The sequence below is a fragment of the Kitasatospora sp. NPDC001660 genome (genome assembly GCF_053596725.1).
Window position 1 is genome coordinate 1 of the sequence record NZ_JBSFGU010000041.1, and the last position, 17,151, is coordinate 17,151.

The window sequence follows — 17,151 nt, forward strand, 5'->3', positions numbered from 1 at the left end:
CCGGCCTTGGTCGCCGCGGAGGCGGCGTTGGCGGCGGCGTTGGCGGCCTGCCGGGCCGCCTCGTTCGCGGCCTTCGCCGCCGTGGAGGCGGTCTGCGCGGCGTTCGCAGCCCGGGTGGCGGCGTCCGCCGCGCGTCCGGCGGCGTTGGAGGCGTCCCCGGCGGAGCTCTGCGCGGCCCTGGTCTCGGCCGCGGCGCGCTCGGCAGCCTCCTTCGCCAGCTTGGTGGCGTCCAGCGCCTTGCCCGCCGCGTCCTTGGCGGTCTCGGCCTGCTGCCCGGCCTGGTCGGAGGCGGTCTTGGTGAGGTCGGCCAGCTGGGCGACCGTCAGCGTCTCCTGATCGTGGGCGGCCGCGGTCTGGTAGCCGTACTGGAGGAACTGCTGGACGTCGTCCATCGAGCCGTTCAGCGCCGTGTTCGCGGCCTTCTTCACCTCCGGCCCGCCCGAGGCCATCAGCTGCGAGAGGTGGACGCGGTCGTCGTCGTCCCTCGCCTTGAACTGGCCGACGTTCAGGAACTGGTTGACGTCGTCCAGGCTGCCGTCCATGGCCTTGGCCGCTGCGGCCCGCACGCCCGGCCCGCCGGTGGCCATGAGCTGGGAGACCCGCACCCGCTGGTCGTCCTCGTAGGCCTTCTTGGCGCCCGTGGTGAGGAAAGCCTTCAGGTCGTCGGCGGATCCGGCGAGCGCGGCCGTGCCGGCCGCGCGCACTCCGGGACCGGAGCCCGCGATCAGCTCCTCGATCCTGGCCCGCAGGTCCTGGTCGGCGGCCGCGGCCCGGCCCTTGGCCAGGAAGGCCGCCAGGGCGTCACCGGTGCCGGTCAGCGCCGTCTCGGCGGCGCGGCGCACGGCCGGTCCGCCGGCCTGCCAGGCCGCGACGACCTTGACCCGGTCGGGGTTCGCCGCGGTGGCCGGCGTGGTGTCCGCCACCGCGTGCGTCGTGAGCAGTCCTGTCAGCAGGCTGCCCGCCACGAACCCGGCCGCGAGACGCGACCGGGTCCTGGCTCGTGATGTCAATGACATCCTCATCGGAATTCGCTGTCCGTCCTGGTGGTCGAGGCACCGAGGTGCCGTGACGGCCGCGGGCGTCCGCAATCCGCGCCCGCGGCCTGAGGGAATCGGGGGAACACGTGGCGGGACGGGCGCTGCCGCCCGTCCCGCCCCTGCCTGCGCCTACGCGGCGGGCACGAACTTCTCGTTGCCCGCGCCGGGGACGCAGTCGAACAGGATGATCGGGTTGTCGTTGTCCCAGGCCGGGCCCGGGCCCGCCACGTTGAGGCACCGCCCGCTGGCCGGGTTGAGGAACTGGCCGTCGGCCGTCATCCGGAACTTCTCGTTGGCGGCGCCGGGGACGCAGTCCCAGAGGATGATCGGGGTTCGGTTGTCCCAGGTCGGGCCGGCGCCGGTGACGTCGAGGCAGCGGTTGCTGGCCGGGTTGTACAGCTGGCCCGAAGCGGTCAGCTGGAACTGTTCGTTGCCCGCGCCCTTGACGCAGTCCCAGAGGATGATCGGGGTCCGGTTGTCCCAGGTCGGGCCGGCCCCGGCCACGTTGAGGCACCGCCCGCTCGCCGGGTTGAACAGCGCGGCCGGCGTGCCGGCGCCCTGCTGGTCCGAGGAGGCCAGGGCGAACGTCTCGTTGGCGGCGCCGGGGACGCAGTCCCAGAGGATGATCGGGGTTCGGTTGTCCCAGGTCGGGCCGGCGCCGGTGACGTCGAGGCAGCGGTTGCTGGCCGGGTTGTACAGCTGGCCCGAAGCGGTCAGCTGGAACTGTTCGTTGCCCGCGCCCTTGACGCAGTCCCAGAGGATGATCGGGGTCCGGTTGTCCCAGGCCGGGCCGGCCCCGGCCACGTTGAGGCAGCGGTTGCTGGCCGGGTTGTACAGCTGGCCCGAAGGAGTCAACTGGTACGCCTCGTTGCCCGCGCCGGGGACGCAGTCGAACAGGATGATCGGGTTGTCGTTGTTCCAGGTCGGGCCCGGGCCCGCCACGTTGAGGCAGCGGCCGCTGGCCGGGTTGACGAGCTGGTACGACCGGTTGACCAGGCCGCCGATCCAGGAGGCGAGGTCGTCGACGCGGGCCTCGGAGGCGCCGGTGCGGGTCTCGGTCTCGTCGAGGCAGCCGCCCTGCCAGGCACGGCTGGTGACGGCGGCGAGCTCGTAGCCGCCGTTCTTGGCGCGCAGCGCCGGGGCGCCCGCGTCGCCCTTGCAGACGGTGTCGGCCGCGGTCTTGGCCGTGAGGTCGACGCCGCCGGCCGTGACGGCGGAGGCGGTGAGGGCGGCGCTGTGGGGCGCGTCGGGGATCCAGGTGGTCGCGGTGCGGCCGTAGCCGGCGACGGTGAGGTCCTCGCCGGCCGTCGGCGCGGTGGCGCCGACGGCGATCGGGGTGATGTCGTACACCGGCGCGGCCAGGCGGGCCATCACCAGGTCGCGGTCGGTGCGGGGAGCGAACTCGGTGACCTCGACCGTGTGGCTGCCGATCGCGGCGGTGGTGCGGGTGCGGGGCAGGCCGGACGGGGCGGTGGTGAGGTCGGCCGGGTTGCCGGCGATGCAGGCCGCCGCCGACAGCACCCACTGCGGGGCGACGAGCGTGGCGGTGCAGGCGCGTGCGCCGGGGTGGCCGGGCCGGCCGACCGTCAGCGTCCCGACCGCGGGGAAGGCGCTCGCGGGGGCCTTCACGGCGGGGCCGTCGGTGGCGGTGAGTTCGAGCAGCGTGGTGGAGTCGCCGACGCTCTCGCCGACCGGGGTCCAGGCGTTCTTGGGCACGTCGAGCGTGGTGACCTTGCCCGCCGTGTTCAGCGTGGCCTTGACGCTGTGGTCGTCGCCCTTGATGTTGTAGACGCTCGGGATCTCCAGCGCCAGGTAGCCGGTGGGCCCGGTGATCCGGAAGCACACCTCACTGGGGTTGGCCGACCGGCTGAACAGCTGCACCAGGCCCGGGCCCGAGGCGCAGTCCGCGAGCACGACGTGCCCGTCCCCGGCCTTGAGGGTGATGTTGTGGTCCGCGAGGACCTGCGCCGCCCCCGGGTAGGAGTAGTCCTCCACCACCGCCGGCGCGACGGCCTCCGCAGCCGAGGCCGTCACCGCCGGAACCGACCCGGCCATCACCGGTATCGCCACTGCCAGGCCCACGGGCCAGGCCAGTCTTCGAATCCCGCGCACAAACTCTCCCGAAAAGGACATGCCTCTGGGAGACGCCAACGCCCCCCAGAGCTGGCAAAGAAAAATGATCAACCGGACGGTATCGGCTCTTATCCGTGCACGTCAAAGCGTAAATCCGCACCTATACGGCACATCTGATGCCCATTTACACAAAATCTCCAGGCCGCGTCCCGCCCCCGGGAAACACCGCCCCACGCCCACGGATCATCCCGGTGAACCCGCGCCCGGCTGCCGCCGTCACAGCGCGCAGCAGCCGTCCCGCCGCAGCGCCCGGCCGATCGCGTACCAGTCCACGTCCGAGGACGAGGACGCCGCCGCAGCCGCCGCGAGCGCCGCCGCCCGCGCGCCCTGCCCGCCGCCGCCCACCAGGTCCGAGGGCCGGTACACCACCCCGTCGCGCATCACCCACGCCGTGCGCACCAGGTCCGCGAAGTCGTGCAGCGGGTCCCCGTCCACCACCAGCAGATCCGCCAGCTTGCCCTCCTCCACCGTGCCGAGGTCGTCCTCCACGCCCCACAGCCGCGCCGGCGCCACCGTCGCCGTACACAGCGCCTGCGCCGGCGACAGCCCCGCGTACCGGTGCAGCGCCCGCAGCCCCAGGTGCACCTGCAGCCCGACCGGCGTGAGCGGCGCGTCCGTGCCCATCGCCAGCGCCCCGCCGTCGGCCAGGATCCGCTGGTAGACGGCCATCTCCCGCTGCAGGGCCCGCAGCTGGTCCGGCGTCGGCGCCACCTTCGCCTGCTGCCCCACCACCGCCGCGTCCCACGGCGGCATCAGCACCGTCACCCGGGCGTCCGCGGCCAGCGACGGATCCTCGCCCACCAGGCACAGCGCCGAGAACGGGGTGATGACGATCGCGAAGTCCCCGCCCCGGTAGACCTCGTGCACGTCCTGGTAGCTGCGCCCCGTCGGCGAGGACACCCGCCCGTACTCCTGGCGCTGGGTGGCCTGCAGGTGCGTCGTCAGGTCCTGCCCGACCTGCGCCCCGGGCGTCAGCAGGTGGCTGCCCGACGGCACCCCGAGTTCGTGCGCCACCCGCGCCGCCTCGGCCATCGTCGAGGCCGGCGCCCGCACGTACGTCTTGACGAAGTCGTAGTCGAGCGCCACCGCCCGCTCCAGGCTGCGCCGCACCCCCTCGGCGGTGCGGTGGGCGCGGCCCATGCTGTACGCGACGCGGCCGCCGTCGAGCAGCTCGCCGGTCGTCAGGAACCGCGGCCCGTCCATCACCCCGGCGTCGACGGACTCGCGGATGCGCGCCTGCTCGTAGGCGAAGCCGCCCAGCGAGGCGGTGCCGGTGACCCCGTAGGCGAGGTTCAGGCGCAACTGCCGCCCGCCGTAGGTGTTCTGGTACGGGTGCGTGTGGGAGTCCCACAGGCCCGGCAGCACGGTGCAGCCGGTGGCGTCGACCAGCCGCTCCCCGGCGCGGCGCGCGCCCGAGCGGTGCGGCTCGACGGAGGTGATGCGGTTGCCGGTGACGACGATGTCGACGTCCTCGCGCACCTCCTCGCCGGTGCCGTCCCACAGCCGCGCGGCGTGGATGCGCGTGACGTCCGAACGCGGCGGCACGCTGCGGGCCGTGCGCAGGGCGAGCCGGACGGTGCTCGGCCCGCCCCCGTCGCGGCCGATCAGCCGCAGCCGCCCGCCCGACAGGTACAGCAGCCGCTGGGAGTCGCCCGACCAGGACGGGTGGTCGGCCGGCTCGTCGGTCAGCTGCCGCGCCTCGCCCGCCGGCGTCCCGTCCGGGCCGACCGGCAGCACCCACAGCGCCGACTCCACGACCAGCGCCAGCCACCCGCCGTCCGGCGACCACACCGGGCCGCTGTCGCACCGGTCGGCCACCGAGGTGTCCGGCAGCGGCAGGAACGCCTTCGCGCTGCCGTCCCGGGTGTCGATCACGCGGACGACGTTGTAGCCCTCGCGGAAGCGGTGGTTGAGCCGGTTGCGGTCGCACAGCGCGATGTAGCGTCCGTCCGGCGACCAACTCGGCCGCCCGGGAAGGCCGTTGCCGCCCAGCGGGGCCGCCGGTTTCGTCTCGGTGCCGGTCGCGAGGTCGACGACCAGCAGGTTCCCGGTGACGTCCTGGCAGGCCAGCCGGGTGCCGTCGGGCGACAGCGCCGGGTTGAACCGCCCGCCGCGCGCCAGGACGGTGTCCTGCCCGCCCTCCAGCGTCAGCCGGTGCACGGCGCTCAGACCGTCCCCGCCCGCGTCCCCGCCCGTGGGCCCGTCGTACACGTACACCACGCTGCGCCCGTCCCTGCTCCATGAGGGCATCTGCACGTAGTGGGCGGGGGAGGCCTGGAAGAGCTTGCGCGGCCGCCCGCCGATGGGCGCCAGCCACAGGGCGTTGAGCGCGCAGAAGACCACCGAGCGGCCGTCGGGGGAGAGCGCGGGCAGGTGGACGCCGCGCACGTCCCGCTCGTCGGTGGAGTCGAAGTCGCGCGTCTTGCGCCGGTAGCGGGGGCGCGGCACGTCGAGCCGGGCGGTGAACGGGATCTCCTTCGCGCCGTCCAGCGCGGGGGACCGGTCGGTGAGGCGGCCGTCGGCGAAGTAGACGAGTCCGCCTTCGGGCGTCCAGCACGGCGGCAGCGGCGAGACGTCCTCCGTGCCGGAGACCACCCGGCCGTCGACGGCCAGCGAGCAGCTCACGGACTGGTAGGAGGTGGCGGCCGAGGAGTCGCCGACCCACACGTACGCCAGGCGGCCGTCGCGCGAGAGCGCCGGGCAGACGATCGTGCCGCTGTCCACCGTGTGCTGGACGGTCACCGGTCCGCCCGCGGCCGGGACGGCGGCGATGGTGCGCCCGCCGGCGGCGTCGGCGCGCACGAACAGGATCCGGTCGCCGTCCGGGTGCCACGCGGGGTCGTAGTCCTCGACCCCGGTCCGGTCGGTCAGGCGGGCCAGCCGGCCGGTGGCGACCTCCAGCGTCCAGATGTCGTACGAACTGCCGGCCACCGCGTCGCCCGCGCGCTCGGAGGAGAACGCGAGGAAGCGGCCGTCGGGGGACCAGGCCGCGCCGCGGTCGTCCCACGGCCCGGAGGTCAGCTGTCGCAGGTTCGACCCGTCGGGGGCCATCGTCCACAGGTGGAACCCGCCGCCCTGGTAGGCGCAGAACGCGATCGTCGCACCGTCGGGCGACCACGTCGGGCGCGTCGGCTCCAGCCCGGGGGCCGTGAGCGCGCTCGCCTCGCCGCCGCCGCGGGCGAGCGCCCACAGGACGCCCTGGACCTCGGCGACCATCCGCTGCCCGTCGGGCGACAGGGCGGCGGAGGCGTTGGTGCCCGCGGTGAACGCCAGTGTCCGCGACCGGCGTCCGTCCTCGCCCTGCCCGGTCTGCCCGCCCTGGGCGGCGGCGGACGGCGCGAGGGGCCCCAGCGCCGCCCCGGCCCCCGCGAGTGCGGCCGCCCCGATGAACCCCCGCCGACTGAAGCCCGACACGTTCTCTCCTTCTCGCACCCCGAACGGAAGCCCCCTGCGCCGGCCCGTGACCACGCCTGAACATCCGTGTTCACGCGCCGGGCGGGCCGAACCACGAAGTTACCCGTCTTTCTGTCGACGTACCGTCAAAATCGGCTCCATCCCGAAGAATTCACGGGCATCCGCCGCCCGGTTCGCCGCGCGAGGCGGCAGGATGAGAGCCATGGCATTGTCGACGGCGTTCACGGAACTGGCAGGCGTGCGGCACCCGATCGCGCTCGCGCCGATGGGCGGCTCGGCCGGGGGCGCGCTGGCCGCGGCCGTCGCGCGCGGCGGCGGGTTCGGGATCCTGGGCGGCGGGTTCGGGGATCCCGAGTGGCTGGCGCGCGAGGTGCCGGTCGTCGCGGCGACCGGACTGCCGTGGGGCGTCGGCTTCCTGACGTGGGGGATCGACGCCGCCGCGGTGGAGCGCGCGCTGGCGTACGGGCCCCGGGCGGTCATGCTCTCCTTCGGCGACCCGGCCCCCTACGCGGAGCGCGTGCGCCGGGCGGGGGCCCTGCTGATCCTCCAGGTCACCGGTCTGGAGGAGGCCCGGCGGGCGCTGGACGTGGGCGCCGACGTGATTGTGGCGCAGGGCACCGAGAGCGGCGGACACGGGGCGCTTCGCGGGCGCTCCACGCTGCCGTTCGTGCCCGCGGTGGTGGACCTCGCGGGAGCGGTGCCGGTGCTGGCGGCCGGCGGGATCGCCGACGGCCGGGGCGTGGCGGCGGCGCTCGCGCTGGGCGCGGCCGGGGCACTGGTCGGCACGCGCTTCCAGGCCACCGCGGAGGCCCTGGTCGACCCCTCGATCAGCCGGGCGATCGTCGAGGGCCGCGGCGAGGACACCGAACGCAGCAGCGTGCTGGACATCGTCCGCGGATCGCAGTGGCCCGCGAAGTACCCGGCCCGCACGCTCGGCCACCCCCACCTCGACCGCTGGCGCGGCCGGGAAGCCGAACTCGCCGCCGACCCCCGCGCCCGCGAGGACTACCAGGCCGACGTGGCACGCGGCGCGGTGCCCCCGCAGCCGGTGTGGGCCGGCGAGGCCGTCGACCTCATCACCGACCTCCCCTCGGCGGCCGACCTCGTCCCCGCCCTGGCCGCCCGGGCCGAGGACGCCCTCACCCGCGCGGGCCGCCGCTGACCGGCCCCTCAGGTCGGGCGCAAGGGAGAAGCAGCGAAATTGCGAAACCCTTGCTTTTCCTGCGGCTAAGCCCCCGGCATGCCGGGGGCTTCCTCACCCTCCGCCGACTCGACCCCAAAGGCCAAGCACCAGCCTGACCCTCTACCGGGCCCTCGGCCAGATCCAGGACATGCTGAGCTGCTGGACCGGTGTCTGCAGCACCTGCCAACGCCCGCTTCCCACAAGACGATCCACAGGCCGCACTCGACAGCCTGCTCCAACCTAAAAAACTACTACTAGTCGGCTCATCGCCTTGGTATCAAGCCATGATGTTTCATCAGCTTTGTCGCTAAAGATATTTGATGTTTCATCAGTCCAGTCGTGGAATGAACCATCCTCGGAGACTGGTATGTTCCAGGCGTGAACCGCGACGCCAGAGCTCTCGTCTCCCGCCTCGGCCGGCCGCTTCGGCTTATCGTCACGGGCGGCGGAACCGGCGGGCACACCTACCCGGCCCTCACCGCGATCCGCGCCCTGCGCTCGCGACTCGCCGACGCCGGCGGCGCCCTGGACGTTCTGTGGATCGGCACCGCCACCGGCCTTGAAGCAAAGGTGACTGCCACCGAGGGCATTCCGTTCAGGACTGTCGCCACCGGGAAGATCCGGCGCTCCGCCAACCCGCTCAAGCTGATTTCGCCCGCCAACGTCAAGGACATGGGGCGCGTCCCGCTCGGCGTCGCCCAGGCCCGCTCCGCGGTCGCCGACTTCGATCCGGACGTGGTGCTCGGCACCGGAGGCTACGTCGCGGTGCCGGTCGGAATGGCCGCCCGGATGTGCCACCGGCCGTTGGTTGTCCACGAGCAGACCGTCCGACTTGGCCTGGGCAACCGGGCTTTGGCCCGCATGGCGACCCGCGTCGCGGTCTCCTCCGGGTCCACGCTGCAGTTCCTGCCTGAGGGCGCCCGCGCCACCGCCGTGGTCACCGGCAACCCAGTGCGTCCCGAGGTGCTGTGCGGCCACGGCGACAAGGCGGTGCAGGCGCTCGGCTTGTGGGGCTTCGACCGCTCCCTGCCGACCGTGTACGTCACCGGCGGCGCTCAGGGCTCGCAGCAGATCAACGAGCTGGTCAGCGAGATCCTGCCGTGGCTGCTCGGCCACGCGAACGTGGTCCACCAGTGCGGGCCAAGCCACGAGGAAGGGCTGCGCACCCGGGCGGCTTCCCTGCCGGAGCACCTTCGCGGCCGGTACCTGGTGACCGGCTTCGTCGGACCGGAGCTGCCGGACGTCCTCGCACTGGCGGACGTGGCGGTCTCCCGCAGCGGCGCCGGAACGCTCGCCGAGCTGACCGCGCTCGGCAAGGCGGCGGTGTTCATCCCGCTGGCCACCAGCGCCGGAAACGAACAGGAGCACAACGCCCGGCACCTCGCGGACGCCGGCGCAGCCGTCGCACTGATCGGCCGCGCCACCCCCGACACCCTTCGGGACGCGATCGTCCCGCTGCTCACCGATCCGGCCCGCCGCGCCGAGATCGCGCGGCGGGCCGGTGAGCACGGTCGGCCGGATGCGGCCGAGCGGCTGGTGGACGTGCTGTTGTCGGTTGTGGACCGCTAGTCGTTCAGGTCCAGCAAGTGCCGGACGGCACCGGCCTGGATGGTGTCCACGCACGCCTGGTAGGCCTTGTAGTCGCCCTCCCAGGGGTCCGGCACGTCCTCGCCCTCGATGTACAGGCGCAGCTTGTCCGCGTTGGGCGTGCCGCTCAGCATCTCCTGCAGTTCGCCGAGGACCTGGTGGTCCAGCGCGAGGACGGTGTCCGCCCAGTCGATCATGTGCCGGTTGGCCTTCACGGCGACGTGGTCGCGGATGTCGTACCCGGCCTCGGTGGCGGCGCGGATCGCGTTGGTGTGTGCGGGCCCGCCGACGTGCCGCTCGCGCATCCCGGCCGAGCGGACCTCGACCTTGGTGCCGCCGGTCTTCGCCAGCACGGCGGCGGCGATCGGCGAGCGGTTGTGATTGCCGAGGCAGACCACCAGGATCCGGTGGCGTCTCGGGTGCCGGTATTCGTCTCCCACTGCGGGCTCCTTCGTCTTGGTCATGCGGCGGCCTTGATCGCCTGGGCGAGCGCGCCGACTGCGTGGATCACGGTGTGGTAGGTCAGGGCGGGGTGGAACGGCAGGCCGAGGATCTGGCCGCCGACCGCCTCGGTTGCGGGCAGGTCGCGGTGCCAGGCCCCGAAGGCGGGTTGCAGGTGGTTGGGCGGGTAGTGCACGGCCACGCCGATGCCGTTGTCGCGAAGGTGCCGGAACACCTCGTCGCGGTTGCGGTCCAGGCGCACCACGCAGTTGAACGGGACCGAGCAGGACACGTCGACGTCGACCAGGTGCGCGCCGGCGACGTCTTCGAGTTCGGCCTGGTAGGTGCGCCACAGGTGTCGGCGCACGGTGGCGGTGCGGCGGAAGTGCTCCAGCTGGGCAAGGCCGATCGCCGCGTTGATCTGGGACATGTCGAAGCGCATCCCAGGGCCCTGCACCTCGTAGGAGGTCAGGCCAGCCCGGGCGTCCTTGGACTGGACGATGCCGAACTGGCGCAGGCTGCGGAGGTTCTCGGCCTCGGCCCGGTTACGGGGTACCAGCGTGCCGCCCTGCCCGGTGGTGAGGTTCTTGATCGGGTCGTGCGAGAAGCAGGTCAGCACGCCGGGGTCGGCGCCGACCATCGGCCCGGCCGGGGTGTGGGAGCCGAAGGCGTGCGCGGCGTCCCTGCGGTGGCGACGCTGTGACGGTGTTGGCCTGGGCGAGGCGGAACACCTGGCCGGTTGCGGCCCGGAATTCGTCCTCCCGGAAGAACTCCTGGAGTTCACCCCGGGTGTCGTAGTGCGCGTTGGGCTCGAAGGCGAACGCCCCCGGAATGTTCAGCGGGCGGGCTTTCATCGGCAGACTCCCGTGACCCGCGGGGTCGGGGGCGTCCCGCCGTCGGCCGTGTCAGTGAGCCTGTCGTGCGGCCTGCTGCCGGCACCTCGTGCGGCGCGATCGGAGAAGTCGGCGGTGTTCGGGGCGGCTGGCAGGTGGGTGAGCGCGGGGCGCTGGTGATGACACATCAGCATGCACCCACTGTCGGGGAGCTCTCACCCTCAGTGAACGGATGGGGTGTATCACTTCCTTAAGTCGCACCGGCGGCGAGTGATACGGCGCGTATCAGTCCTCAGCTGAGGATCACGGATGTCCCGAGAATCGACGAGAGCTTGCGCAACTTGGCCGTGGTCGCGCTGCCTGCGCTCGCCTTCTGCGCGATCACCCCGGGCAATGCCTGATGCCGAGCCCAACCAGGCGCTGCCGAGCACACGCCGAGCAGGGTGTCCAAGGCGGTGTCGGACTGCCGGGTATCGGCCTGTGCGAGCGCCACGTCGAGCATCATCCGGTTGCGCGCCGACGGGGTAAGCGAGCTCGTGTCGCCGATCGACTCGAACAGGCCGAGTGCCTTCGCCGGCCGGCCGGTTGAGACGGAGATACCGATCGCCTGCGCGGTGACCGTCGCCGGACCGAACGCGGTCCCGTTGACGGACACGTCCTGGCCCATCCGGGTCGCGACCGCGTGCCCTTGCGACAGGAGGTCGTCTGCGCAGTCCACGTCTCCCTGGCGGGCCGCGACGACCGCGGCGAAGGTGACGTGCCACCCGTAGGTGGCGAGGCGCGTCAGGTCCCGGTCCCCGTAGCGGGGCTCGATGGACTCGTACGACAGACGGGCGGTCTCCTCGGCCTGGTCAAGGCGGGCGTCCCGCATGTAGATCCACGACCGGCCGGACGCGATCATCGCCTGGCGGACGATGTCACCGGCGTGGTCGGCCTGGTGCTGTACGTGCCCGATCCCGGCGTACGCGAGATCTCGGGCGCCGAACTGGTTGGCGACATAGGCGGAGAGCCGGTAGGCGTCCGCGAGGATGCCTGCTGCTGTGCTCCGTTGATCAACTGGCGCGGCTTTCAGCGTGGCGGCTGCTTCGCGCAGCGCCGGGGCCACGCGCACTCCGGCGCCCACGAAGTCGCCGGCGCGGTAGGCCTCCCATGCGGCGGCGAGGCCGGCCGCCAGTTCGGCCGAGGGGGGCGGCTGTACATCGACGCTGACGCCCGCAGCCGTGTCGTGGACGGCTCGCGACAGCTCGCGCATCATGGCCCGGTCGGCGCCGTGCATCGCGCGGCGGGGAGCCTGCTGGCCGAGGACCACCGAGACGTCGGCGTTCAGCGCGGCCGAGATCCGCAGCAGTGTCTGCAGGCTTCCGCCGAGATCGCGCTCTGCCTTGCGGATCGTTGCCACTGACAGGCCTGAGGCTTCGGCGAGTTGCTCCTGCGTCATGTCCGGGCCGCGCAGAAGCTTGATGCGTTCACCGGTGGTGTAGTCGGTCCACTGCGTCATCATGGGTCCCTTTCGGGTGCACGGCCGTACTCGGACGGTACCCGCTCCTGGATTCCCGGACAGCCATGGCTGGGGAAAATCGGCCTTGGCCGGTTTGCGGCTCAGCTCGACGCCGGGCCGTGGTGCTCGGCGACACCGGCCTCGACCTGGCCGGCGATGCGGTCAACGTGGTCGGCGGCCTCGGCGAGCACCCGCGCGGGCCGCCGCTGACCGGCCCTCACGCCGGGCGGAGCTCATCGAGGTGCTCACGCGCCCACGCGCAGGCGACGTCCATCGGCCCGAGCAGCGAGCGCCCCAGCGCGGTGAGGGCGTACTCGACGCGCGGCGGGTTCTCGTCGTACGCGGTGCGGGTGATCCAGCCGTCGCGCTCCATCGCCCGCAGCGTCTCGGTCAGCACCTTCGGCGCGACGCCCGTGAGCGGCACCCTCAACTCGCCGAACCGGCGCGGCCCGTCCTCCAGACAGCGCAGGACCATGCCGCTCCACTTGTCACCGACCCGGATCGGCATGCGGTGGCTGCAGTGGGGATCGAACATGTCGGCGCTCAGCGGTGCGGTCATACGCCGACGATAGAGCCGGTTCCGTTGAAGTAACCGGCCACCTCCCCCCTACGGTCGCCTCCTGACACCCAGTTGTTCCAGGGAGGAACCATGTCGAAGAAGATCGTGATTTTCGGGGCGGGCGGGCGCGTGGGCCGCGCGGCGGTGGCCGAGGCCGTGCGACGCGGCCACGCCGTGACGGCGGTCGTGCGCGCCCCGGCCTGCCACGCGGAACTCGCCGCGCCCGGCGCGGTGACGCTCGTGCGCGGCGACGCGACGGACGCCGGCTCGGTGGCGTCGGTCGCGGCCGGGCACGACGCGGCGCTCAACGCCTCGGTGCGCCTGGACGTGCCGTCCGAGGAGTACTTCACGGCCGCCGCCCGGGCCATGGCCGACGGCCTCACCCGCGCCGGGGTGGGACGGCTGCTGGTGCTGGGCATCGCGACGACGCTGGAGGTCACGCCGGGCGTGCGGATCATGGACGACCCCCAATTCCCCGAGGAGTACCGGCTGTTCTCCCAGGGGCACGTCGCCGAGTTCGAGCTGCTGCACGCCACGGCGCCCGACCTCCACTGGCTGATGGTCGTCCCGCCCATGGACCTGAACCCGCATGCCCCCACCACCGGCCGCTACACCAGCGCGGTCGGCACAGTGGTGGGGGAGGGCCGGATCTCCCACGCGGACCTGGCGGTGGCACTGCTCGACGAGATCGACACCCCAGCCCACAGCCGGGTGCAGTGGGCCGTCTCGCACTGACCGCGACCCTCCCCAACGGATCCTGACATCTGGCAAAGACACGGCCATGATTGACTGAGCGTCGACAGTTCAGGAACCGGGGGCGGAAAATGACCGACGACCAGCGCGTCTACATCGTGACCGGCGGCGGGACGGGCATCGGCGCCGCCACCACCCGGCTGCTGCGCGCCGCCGGCCACCAGGTGGTCGTCTCCGGCCGCCGGCCCGAACCGCTGCGCCGCATCGCCGAGGAGACCGGCGCCGTCGACCACCCCGCCGACATCGGCGACCCGGACGCCGTCCGCGGCCTCGTGGACGCGGCCCTGACCGCCCACGGCCGCCTCGACGGGCTCGTGCTCAACGCCGGCATCGGCGTCGGCGGCGCCGTCGGCGACCTGTCCCCGGAGGACTGGGAAGCCGTGATGAGGATCAACGTCACCGGCCCCTTCCTGCTCCAACGCGCCGCCCTCCCACACCTGTTGGAAACCCGCGGCGCCGTCGTCGCGGTCGCCTCGGTCTCCGCCCTGCGCAACGGCCGGGGCAACGCCGCCTACGCCACCTCCAAGGCCGCCCTCCTCCAGCTCTGCCGCTCCCTCGCCGTCGACTACGGCGGCTGCGGGCTGCGCGCCAACATCGTGTGCCCCAGCTGGATCCGCACCGACATGGCCGACCGGCGCATGACCCGCTTCGCCGCCGAGACCGGCCTCGACGGCCCCGACGCCCTCGACACCGCCTACGACGCCGCCACCCGGCTGCTCCCGGCCGGCCGCCCCGGCGCCCCGGAGGAGGTCGCCGAGGCCATCGCCTGGCTCCTGTCGCCCGCGGCCTCCTTCGTCAACGGCGCCGTCCTCACCGTCGACGGCGGCGTGACGGCCGTCGACCCGGGCACCATCCCGTTCGACTTCCACATCGAACCGCGCATCCCGCAGGCCTGAGCCAACACCCTTCCTGCGGAGGGACGTTCACCCCGAGCGGCCCGTTCGGCCCAACCGAACCCCGCGCAGGAAGTCGGCCCCGCCGACTTCCCACTCACCGCGCCCGGGTTCAGGCGGCCCGTTGGCCGTGGAGGAGGAGGGGGACGGCGCGGTTGGCGAGGGCTTCGGTGACGCGGGCGGCCTGGGCGGGGGCCATCGCGTGGGCGAGTTGCTTGACGGGGACGAAGCGCGCGCCGAGCAGGCCGCTGCGGTGCTGCGGTGGAACGGTGAGTTCCTGGGTGGTGGTGCCGCCGTCGAAAACCAGGTTCAGGCGCTCCAAGTACCGGTCGGCGGGCGTGAAGTCGACCGCCAGGATATGGGTCAGGCGCCGGACGATGCCGCCCTGGTCGGCCAGGTGACGGGCGGCGGCCTCGTGCGGCGGCTCGTTCGGGCGGGCGGCGCCACCGGGCAGGATCATCCCGTCCATGTAGTCCGGGTCGACGAGCAGGACATCGCCACGCGGGTTGCGGATCAGGACGAGGCAGCCGAGCCGGCACACCGGCGGCTTGGCGAGGAGACGGGGGTCGCGCACGGGGGTGCTACTTCCTGTTGGGGGAACGCCAGTTGAAGCCGGCGAGGGGGAGGCGGCGAAGCACAGCCACCAGAGGAGACGGGCGGCGAGGTCAGTCGTCACAGGCGGTCAGGCGCTCGTAGTGCAGGCCCTTGCGGAGCAGCTCGACGATGCGCACGACGTCGTCGATGCGGGCGGCACCGAGGCTGATCAGGTAGCAGCCGGTGCGGCGCCCGTAGTCCCAGTCCACGTCCAGTGACGGCAACTTGGCACCGCCGAGGGCAAGGACGGCCGCCAGGTCGTCGACGACGAGGGCCGCCTCCCGCCGCTGCTCGGCGGTCGCACGGCTGAGGACGGACCCCATCACACACCGGTCCTGGGGTGCACCTCGAACTGCCGCCAGGCCGAGAAGGCGGCGTGGAACGAGGTGAACGACGCGAGTTCACCCGAGGAGCCGCTGCGCAGCCACTCCCCGGTGATCTCGTTGCGCACCCGGTAGCGCCGCGCGTGCGGGTCCCACCGCACCCCGTACCCGTGGGACTTGGCAGGATCGGTTGATCTGGTGTCCATGAATGATCACTTTCCTTGCAGGCGTGTAGCCACGTGCGCCGATCCTCGATCGACTTCACTGTCCGTGGCTCAAGCGTCGCTCACCGCAGGTACGCTGACCAGCGTGGACGTGTGCCACGATCCGGCTGGACACACTGGAGGGGCGCCATGGCGTTCGTGCCCAACGACTTGGACCCCGGCCGTTCGGCCCGCGACCTCTTCGGCTGGGAGATGCGCGAGCATCGAAGGCGCGCCGACCGTATGTCCCTCGACCAGTTGGCACAGATCCTCGGTTGCTACTCCAAGGGGCACCTGGCCCGGATCGAGCGGGCCGAGTCGATGCCTCCTCCCGAGCTCCCGGCCGCACTTGATGCCGCGTTCGGCACGGACGGCTTCTTCGGCCGGATCTACCAGCTGGCCAAGAAGGAGAAGTTTCCAGGCAAGTACCGTGAGTGGTCCGAACTCGAAGCCATGTCGGAGAGCATCGAGGAGTATTCGGCCGCCACTATCCCAGGACTCCTACAAACCCCTGAAGTCGCACATTTCTCCTTGGCGGCAGGCCATCCACATGCGACCCCACAGGAAATCGACGCGAAAGTCGCAGCACGTCTCGACCGCCAGAAGCGTTTGGCCTCCTCGGCACCTCCACACTGCTGGTTCATCCTTGACGAGTCCACCCTCCGGCGACCGGTCGGCAACGCCGCAGTGATGAGACAACAACTCGACGCCATCGCGATGGATCAGCGATCACACATCACCCTGCAAGTCCTGCCGTTCACAACCGGAGCCCACGCCGAGATGGGTGGATCCCTGTTCCTCTACACGGTGCCCGGCCGGCCGACCGTGGTCTGGGAGGAAGGTGCGAGAAGCGGTGAGCTCATCGCAGACGCCGAGGATGTAGCCGCGCGTCGAAGGTCCTACGATCTGCTCAGGGCTATGGCCCTGTCGCCCAGGGAATCCCGGGCGATGATCAGGCGCATCTCGAAGGAGTACGGTCGTGCAGGCGAACCAGCAGGAGAGCTGGCGGAAGAGCAGCCATAGCAACAACGACGGCGGCGCCTGCGTCGAGGTAGACGACGCTCGCCCGGGACGCGTCCGCGACAGCAAGGACCCCGACGGTCCCAGGCTCAATTTCTCACCAGCGGCCTGGCAGTCCTTCGTCACTGCCATCCGCGCCGGCGAGTTCGACGCCCAGTAGCAGCAGTTCCTGTCCACTCCGCCGTACTACCAAGGATGGCACGACATGGCCGATGACCATTCCGGGGTGTGGCTGAGCCGGTACGAGTTCTTCAGCAGCAGCCGCGACGGCACCTTCACCGGGCTGCACCACGTCGTGCTGACCCAGCACGGGAACCGCATCACCGGCCAGTCGCTCCCCGGTGCGTCGTCCAATCCCGATTCCCCGATCTCCTTCGACCTGACGGTCGAGCGGAACGTCGTGACCGGCACCTGGGTCGAGCAGACAGCGCAGGACGGCTACTACCAAGGCGCCAGGTACCACGGAGCGATCCAGCTCCTCATCGATCCGACCGGCCGACGCATGGCCGGCAAGTGGGTCGGCTTCGGCAAGGAGTTCGACGTGAACACGGGCCCCTGGGAGCTCCGCCTGGTCGACACGTCCACGGCCGACGAAACCCTGGCCCGGTACAGCACACCGCCCACCGAGTGACCCCGCGACTCACCACTCGGCCCCGCCGCCCCGAACCCCGGGGCGGCGG

The 17,151-nt window shown here is 72.3% G+C and carries 16 protein-coding genes and 1 pseudogene; 7 read left to right on the plus strand and 10 right to left on the minus strand.

The genetic code is table 11. The features are described from left to right. The 3 genes from ACWCXH_RS30915 to ACWCXH_RS30925 all read right to left on the minus strand — a co-directional run. Positions 1-1,010 (minus strand): ALF repeat-containing protein (locus ACWCXH_RS30915; RefSeq protein ID WP_449804788.1); only part of this gene is annotated, 1,010 nt, incomplete at its 3' end. A 156-nt stretch (positions 1,011-1,166) separates the two neighbouring features. Further along, positions 1,167-3,119, minus strand: coding sequence for an RICIN domain-containing protein (locus tag ACWCXH_RS30920; protein ID WP_449804789.1), 1,953 nt, complete (start codon positions 3,117-3,119; stop codon positions 1,167-1,169). Positions 3,120-3,386: 267 nt separating this feature from the next. After that, positions 3,387-6,584 carry an amidohydrolase family protein gene (locus ACWCXH_RS30925; protein ID WP_449804790.1) on the minus strand — a complete coding sequence of 1,066 codons (3,198 nt, stop codon included), beginning with the start codon at positions 6,582-6,584 and terminating at the stop codon, positions 3,387-3,389. Positions 6,585-6,786: 202 nt separating this feature from the next. Between ACWCXH_RS30925 and ACWCXH_RS30930 the strand changes: the two genes are divergently transcribed. Together ACWCXH_RS30930 and ACWCXH_RS30935 are read left to right on the plus strand one after the other, a co-directional pair. Further along, positions 6,787-7,746, plus strand: a complete 960-nt coding sequence (locus ACWCXH_RS30930) for an NAD(P)H-dependent flavin oxidoreductase (protein WP_449804791.1) — start codon at positions 6,787-6,789, stop codon at positions 7,744-7,746. Positions 7,747-8,145: 399 nt separating this feature from the next. Further along, positions 8,146-9,336 (plus strand): UDP-N-acetylglucosamine--N-acetylmuramyl-(pentapeptide) pyrophosphoryl-undecaprenol N-acetylglucosamine transferase, encoded by a 1,191-nt coding sequence (locus ACWCXH_RS30935; RefSeq protein ID WP_449804792.1) that lies wholly within the window; start codon positions 8,146-8,148, stop codon positions 9,334-9,336. Here ACWCXH_RS30935 and ACWCXH_RS30940 read toward each other — a convergent pair. From ACWCXH_RS30940 to ACWCXH_RS30955, 4 genes are all read right to left on the minus strand, one after another. After that, the gene (locus ACWCXH_RS30940; RefSeq protein WP_449804793.1) at positions 9,333-9,818 is read right to left on the minus strand and encodes an arsenate-mycothiol transferase ArsC; all 486 of its coding nucleotides are present in this window, start codon (positions 9,816-9,818) and stop codon (positions 9,333-9,335) included. The two genes, ACWCXH_RS30935 and ACWCXH_RS30940, sit on opposite strands and share 4 nt — an antisense overlap. Beyond that, positions 9,815-10,579, minus strand: a complete 765-nt coding sequence (locus tag ACWCXH_RS30945) for a DegT/DnrJ/EryC1/StrS family aminotransferase (protein WP_449804794.1) — start codon at positions 10,577-10,579, stop codon at positions 9,815-9,817. The genes ACWCXH_RS30940 and ACWCXH_RS30945 overlap by 4 nt, the downstream gene beginning before the upstream one ends. 341 nt (positions 10,580-10,920) lie before the next feature. After that, positions 10,921-12,126 (minus strand): helix-turn-helix domain-containing protein, encoded by a 1,206-nt coding sequence (locus ACWCXH_RS30950; RefSeq protein WP_449804795.1) that lies wholly within the window; start codon positions 12,124-12,126, stop codon positions 10,921-10,923. A gap of 217 nt (positions 12,127-12,343) precedes the next feature. Beyond that, a complete protein-coding gene (locus ACWCXH_RS30955) occupies positions 12,344-12,685 on the minus strand; it encodes a winged helix-turn-helix transcriptional regulator (protein WP_449804796.1) in 342 nt (113 codons plus the stop codon). Between the two features lie 90 nt (positions 12,686-12,775). On the opposite strand from ACWCXH_RS30955, the gene ACWCXH_RS30960 reads away from it, so the two are divergent. Together ACWCXH_RS30960 and ACWCXH_RS30965 are read left to right on the plus strand one after the other, a co-directional pair. Next, positions 12,776-13,420 (plus strand): NAD(P)-dependent oxidoreductase, encoded by a 645-nt coding sequence (locus ACWCXH_RS30960; RefSeq protein WP_449804797.1) that lies wholly within the window; start codon positions 12,776-12,778, stop codon positions 13,418-13,420. 89 nt (positions 13,421-13,509) lie between these two features. Further along, a complete protein-coding gene (locus tag ACWCXH_RS30965; RefSeq protein WP_449804798.1) occupies positions 13,510-14,334 on the plus strand; it encodes an SDR family NAD(P)-dependent oxidoreductase in 825 nt (274 codons plus the stop codon). A gap of 109 nt (positions 14,335-14,443) precedes the next feature. On the opposite strand, the gene ACWCXH_RS30970 is transcribed toward ACWCXH_RS30965, so the two are convergent. From ACWCXH_RS30970 to ACWCXH_RS30980, 3 genes are all read right to left on the minus strand, one after another. Then, positions 14,444-14,905 (minus strand): NUDIX domain-containing protein, encoded by a 462-nt coding sequence (locus ACWCXH_RS30970; protein ID WP_449804799.1) that lies wholly within the window; start codon positions 14,903-14,905, stop codon positions 14,444-14,446. Between the two features lie 91 nt (positions 14,906-14,996). Next, entirely contained in the window at positions 14,997-15,248 is a 252-nt protein-coding gene (locus ACWCXH_RS30975) for a hypothetical protein (protein ID WP_449804800.1), read from the minus strand. After that, positions 15,248-15,454: a hypothetical protein gene (locus ACWCXH_RS30980; RefSeq protein WP_449804801.1), complete on the minus strand. Its 207-nt coding sequence runs from the start codon at positions 15,452-15,454 to the stop codon at positions 15,248-15,250. Before ACWCXH_RS30980 ends, ACWCXH_RS30975 begins: the two co-directional genes overlap by 1 nt. A gap of 147 nt (positions 15,455-15,601) precedes the next feature. Between ACWCXH_RS30980 and ACWCXH_RS30985 the strand changes: the two genes are divergently transcribed. The 3 genes and pseudogenes from ACWCXH_RS30985 to ACWCXH_RS30995 all read left to right on the plus strand — a co-directional run. Beyond that, complete coding sequence (locus tag ACWCXH_RS30985) at positions 15,602-16,474, plus strand: helix-turn-helix domain-containing protein (RefSeq protein WP_449804802.1); 873 nt, start codon at positions 15,602-15,604, stop codon at positions 16,472-16,474. Then, on the plus strand, positions 16,431-16,631 hold the full coding sequence (locus ACWCXH_RS30990) for a DUF397 domain-containing protein (protein WP_449804803.1): 201 nt from the start codon (positions 16,431-16,433) through the stop codon (positions 16,629-16,631). Before ACWCXH_RS30985 ends, ACWCXH_RS30990 begins: the two co-directional genes overlap by 44 nt. A gap of 54 nt (positions 16,632-16,685) precedes the next feature. After that, a pseudogene (locus tag ACWCXH_RS30995) lies at positions 16,686-17,102 on the plus strand (XRE family transcriptional regulator); the annotation flags it as partial. Positions 17,103-17,151: the final 49 nt, after the last annotated feature.

Coding starts and splice junctions, on each gene's coding strand:
- ACWCXH_RS30960 (WP_449804797.1), top strand. CDS start 12,776: ATGTCGAAGAAGATCGTGATTTTCGGGGCGGGCGGGCGCGTGGGCCGC.
- ACWCXH_RS30940 (WP_449804793.1), bottom strand. CDS start 9,818: ATGACCAAGACGAAGGAGCCCGCAGTGGGAGACGAATACCGGCACCCG.
- ACWCXH_RS30930 (WP_449804791.1), top strand. CDS start 6,787: ATGGCATTGTCGACGGCGTTCACGGAACTGGCAGGCGTGCGGCACCCG.
- ACWCXH_RS30975 (WP_449804800.1), bottom strand. CDS start 15,248: ATGGGGTCCGTCCTCAGCCGTGCGACCGCCGAGCAGCGGCGGGAGGCG.
- ACWCXH_RS30980 (WP_449804801.1), bottom strand. CDS start 15,454: ATGGACACCAGATCAACCGATCCTGCCAAGTCCCACGGGTACGGGGTG.
- ACWCXH_RS30955 (WP_449804796.1), bottom strand. CDS start 12,685: ATGACCGCACCGCTGAGCGCCGACATGTTCGATCCCCACTGCAGCCAC.
- ACWCXH_RS30965 (WP_449804798.1), top strand. CDS start 13,510: ATGACCGACGACCAGCGCGTCTACATCGTGACCGGCGGCGGGACGGGC.
- ACWCXH_RS30985 (WP_449804802.1), top strand. CDS start 15,602: ATGGCGTTCGTGCCCAACGACTTGGACCCCGGCCGTTCGGCCCGCGAC.
- ACWCXH_RS30950 (WP_449804795.1), bottom strand. CDS start 12,126: ATGACGCAGTGGACCGACTACACCACCGGTGAACGCATCAAGCTTCTG.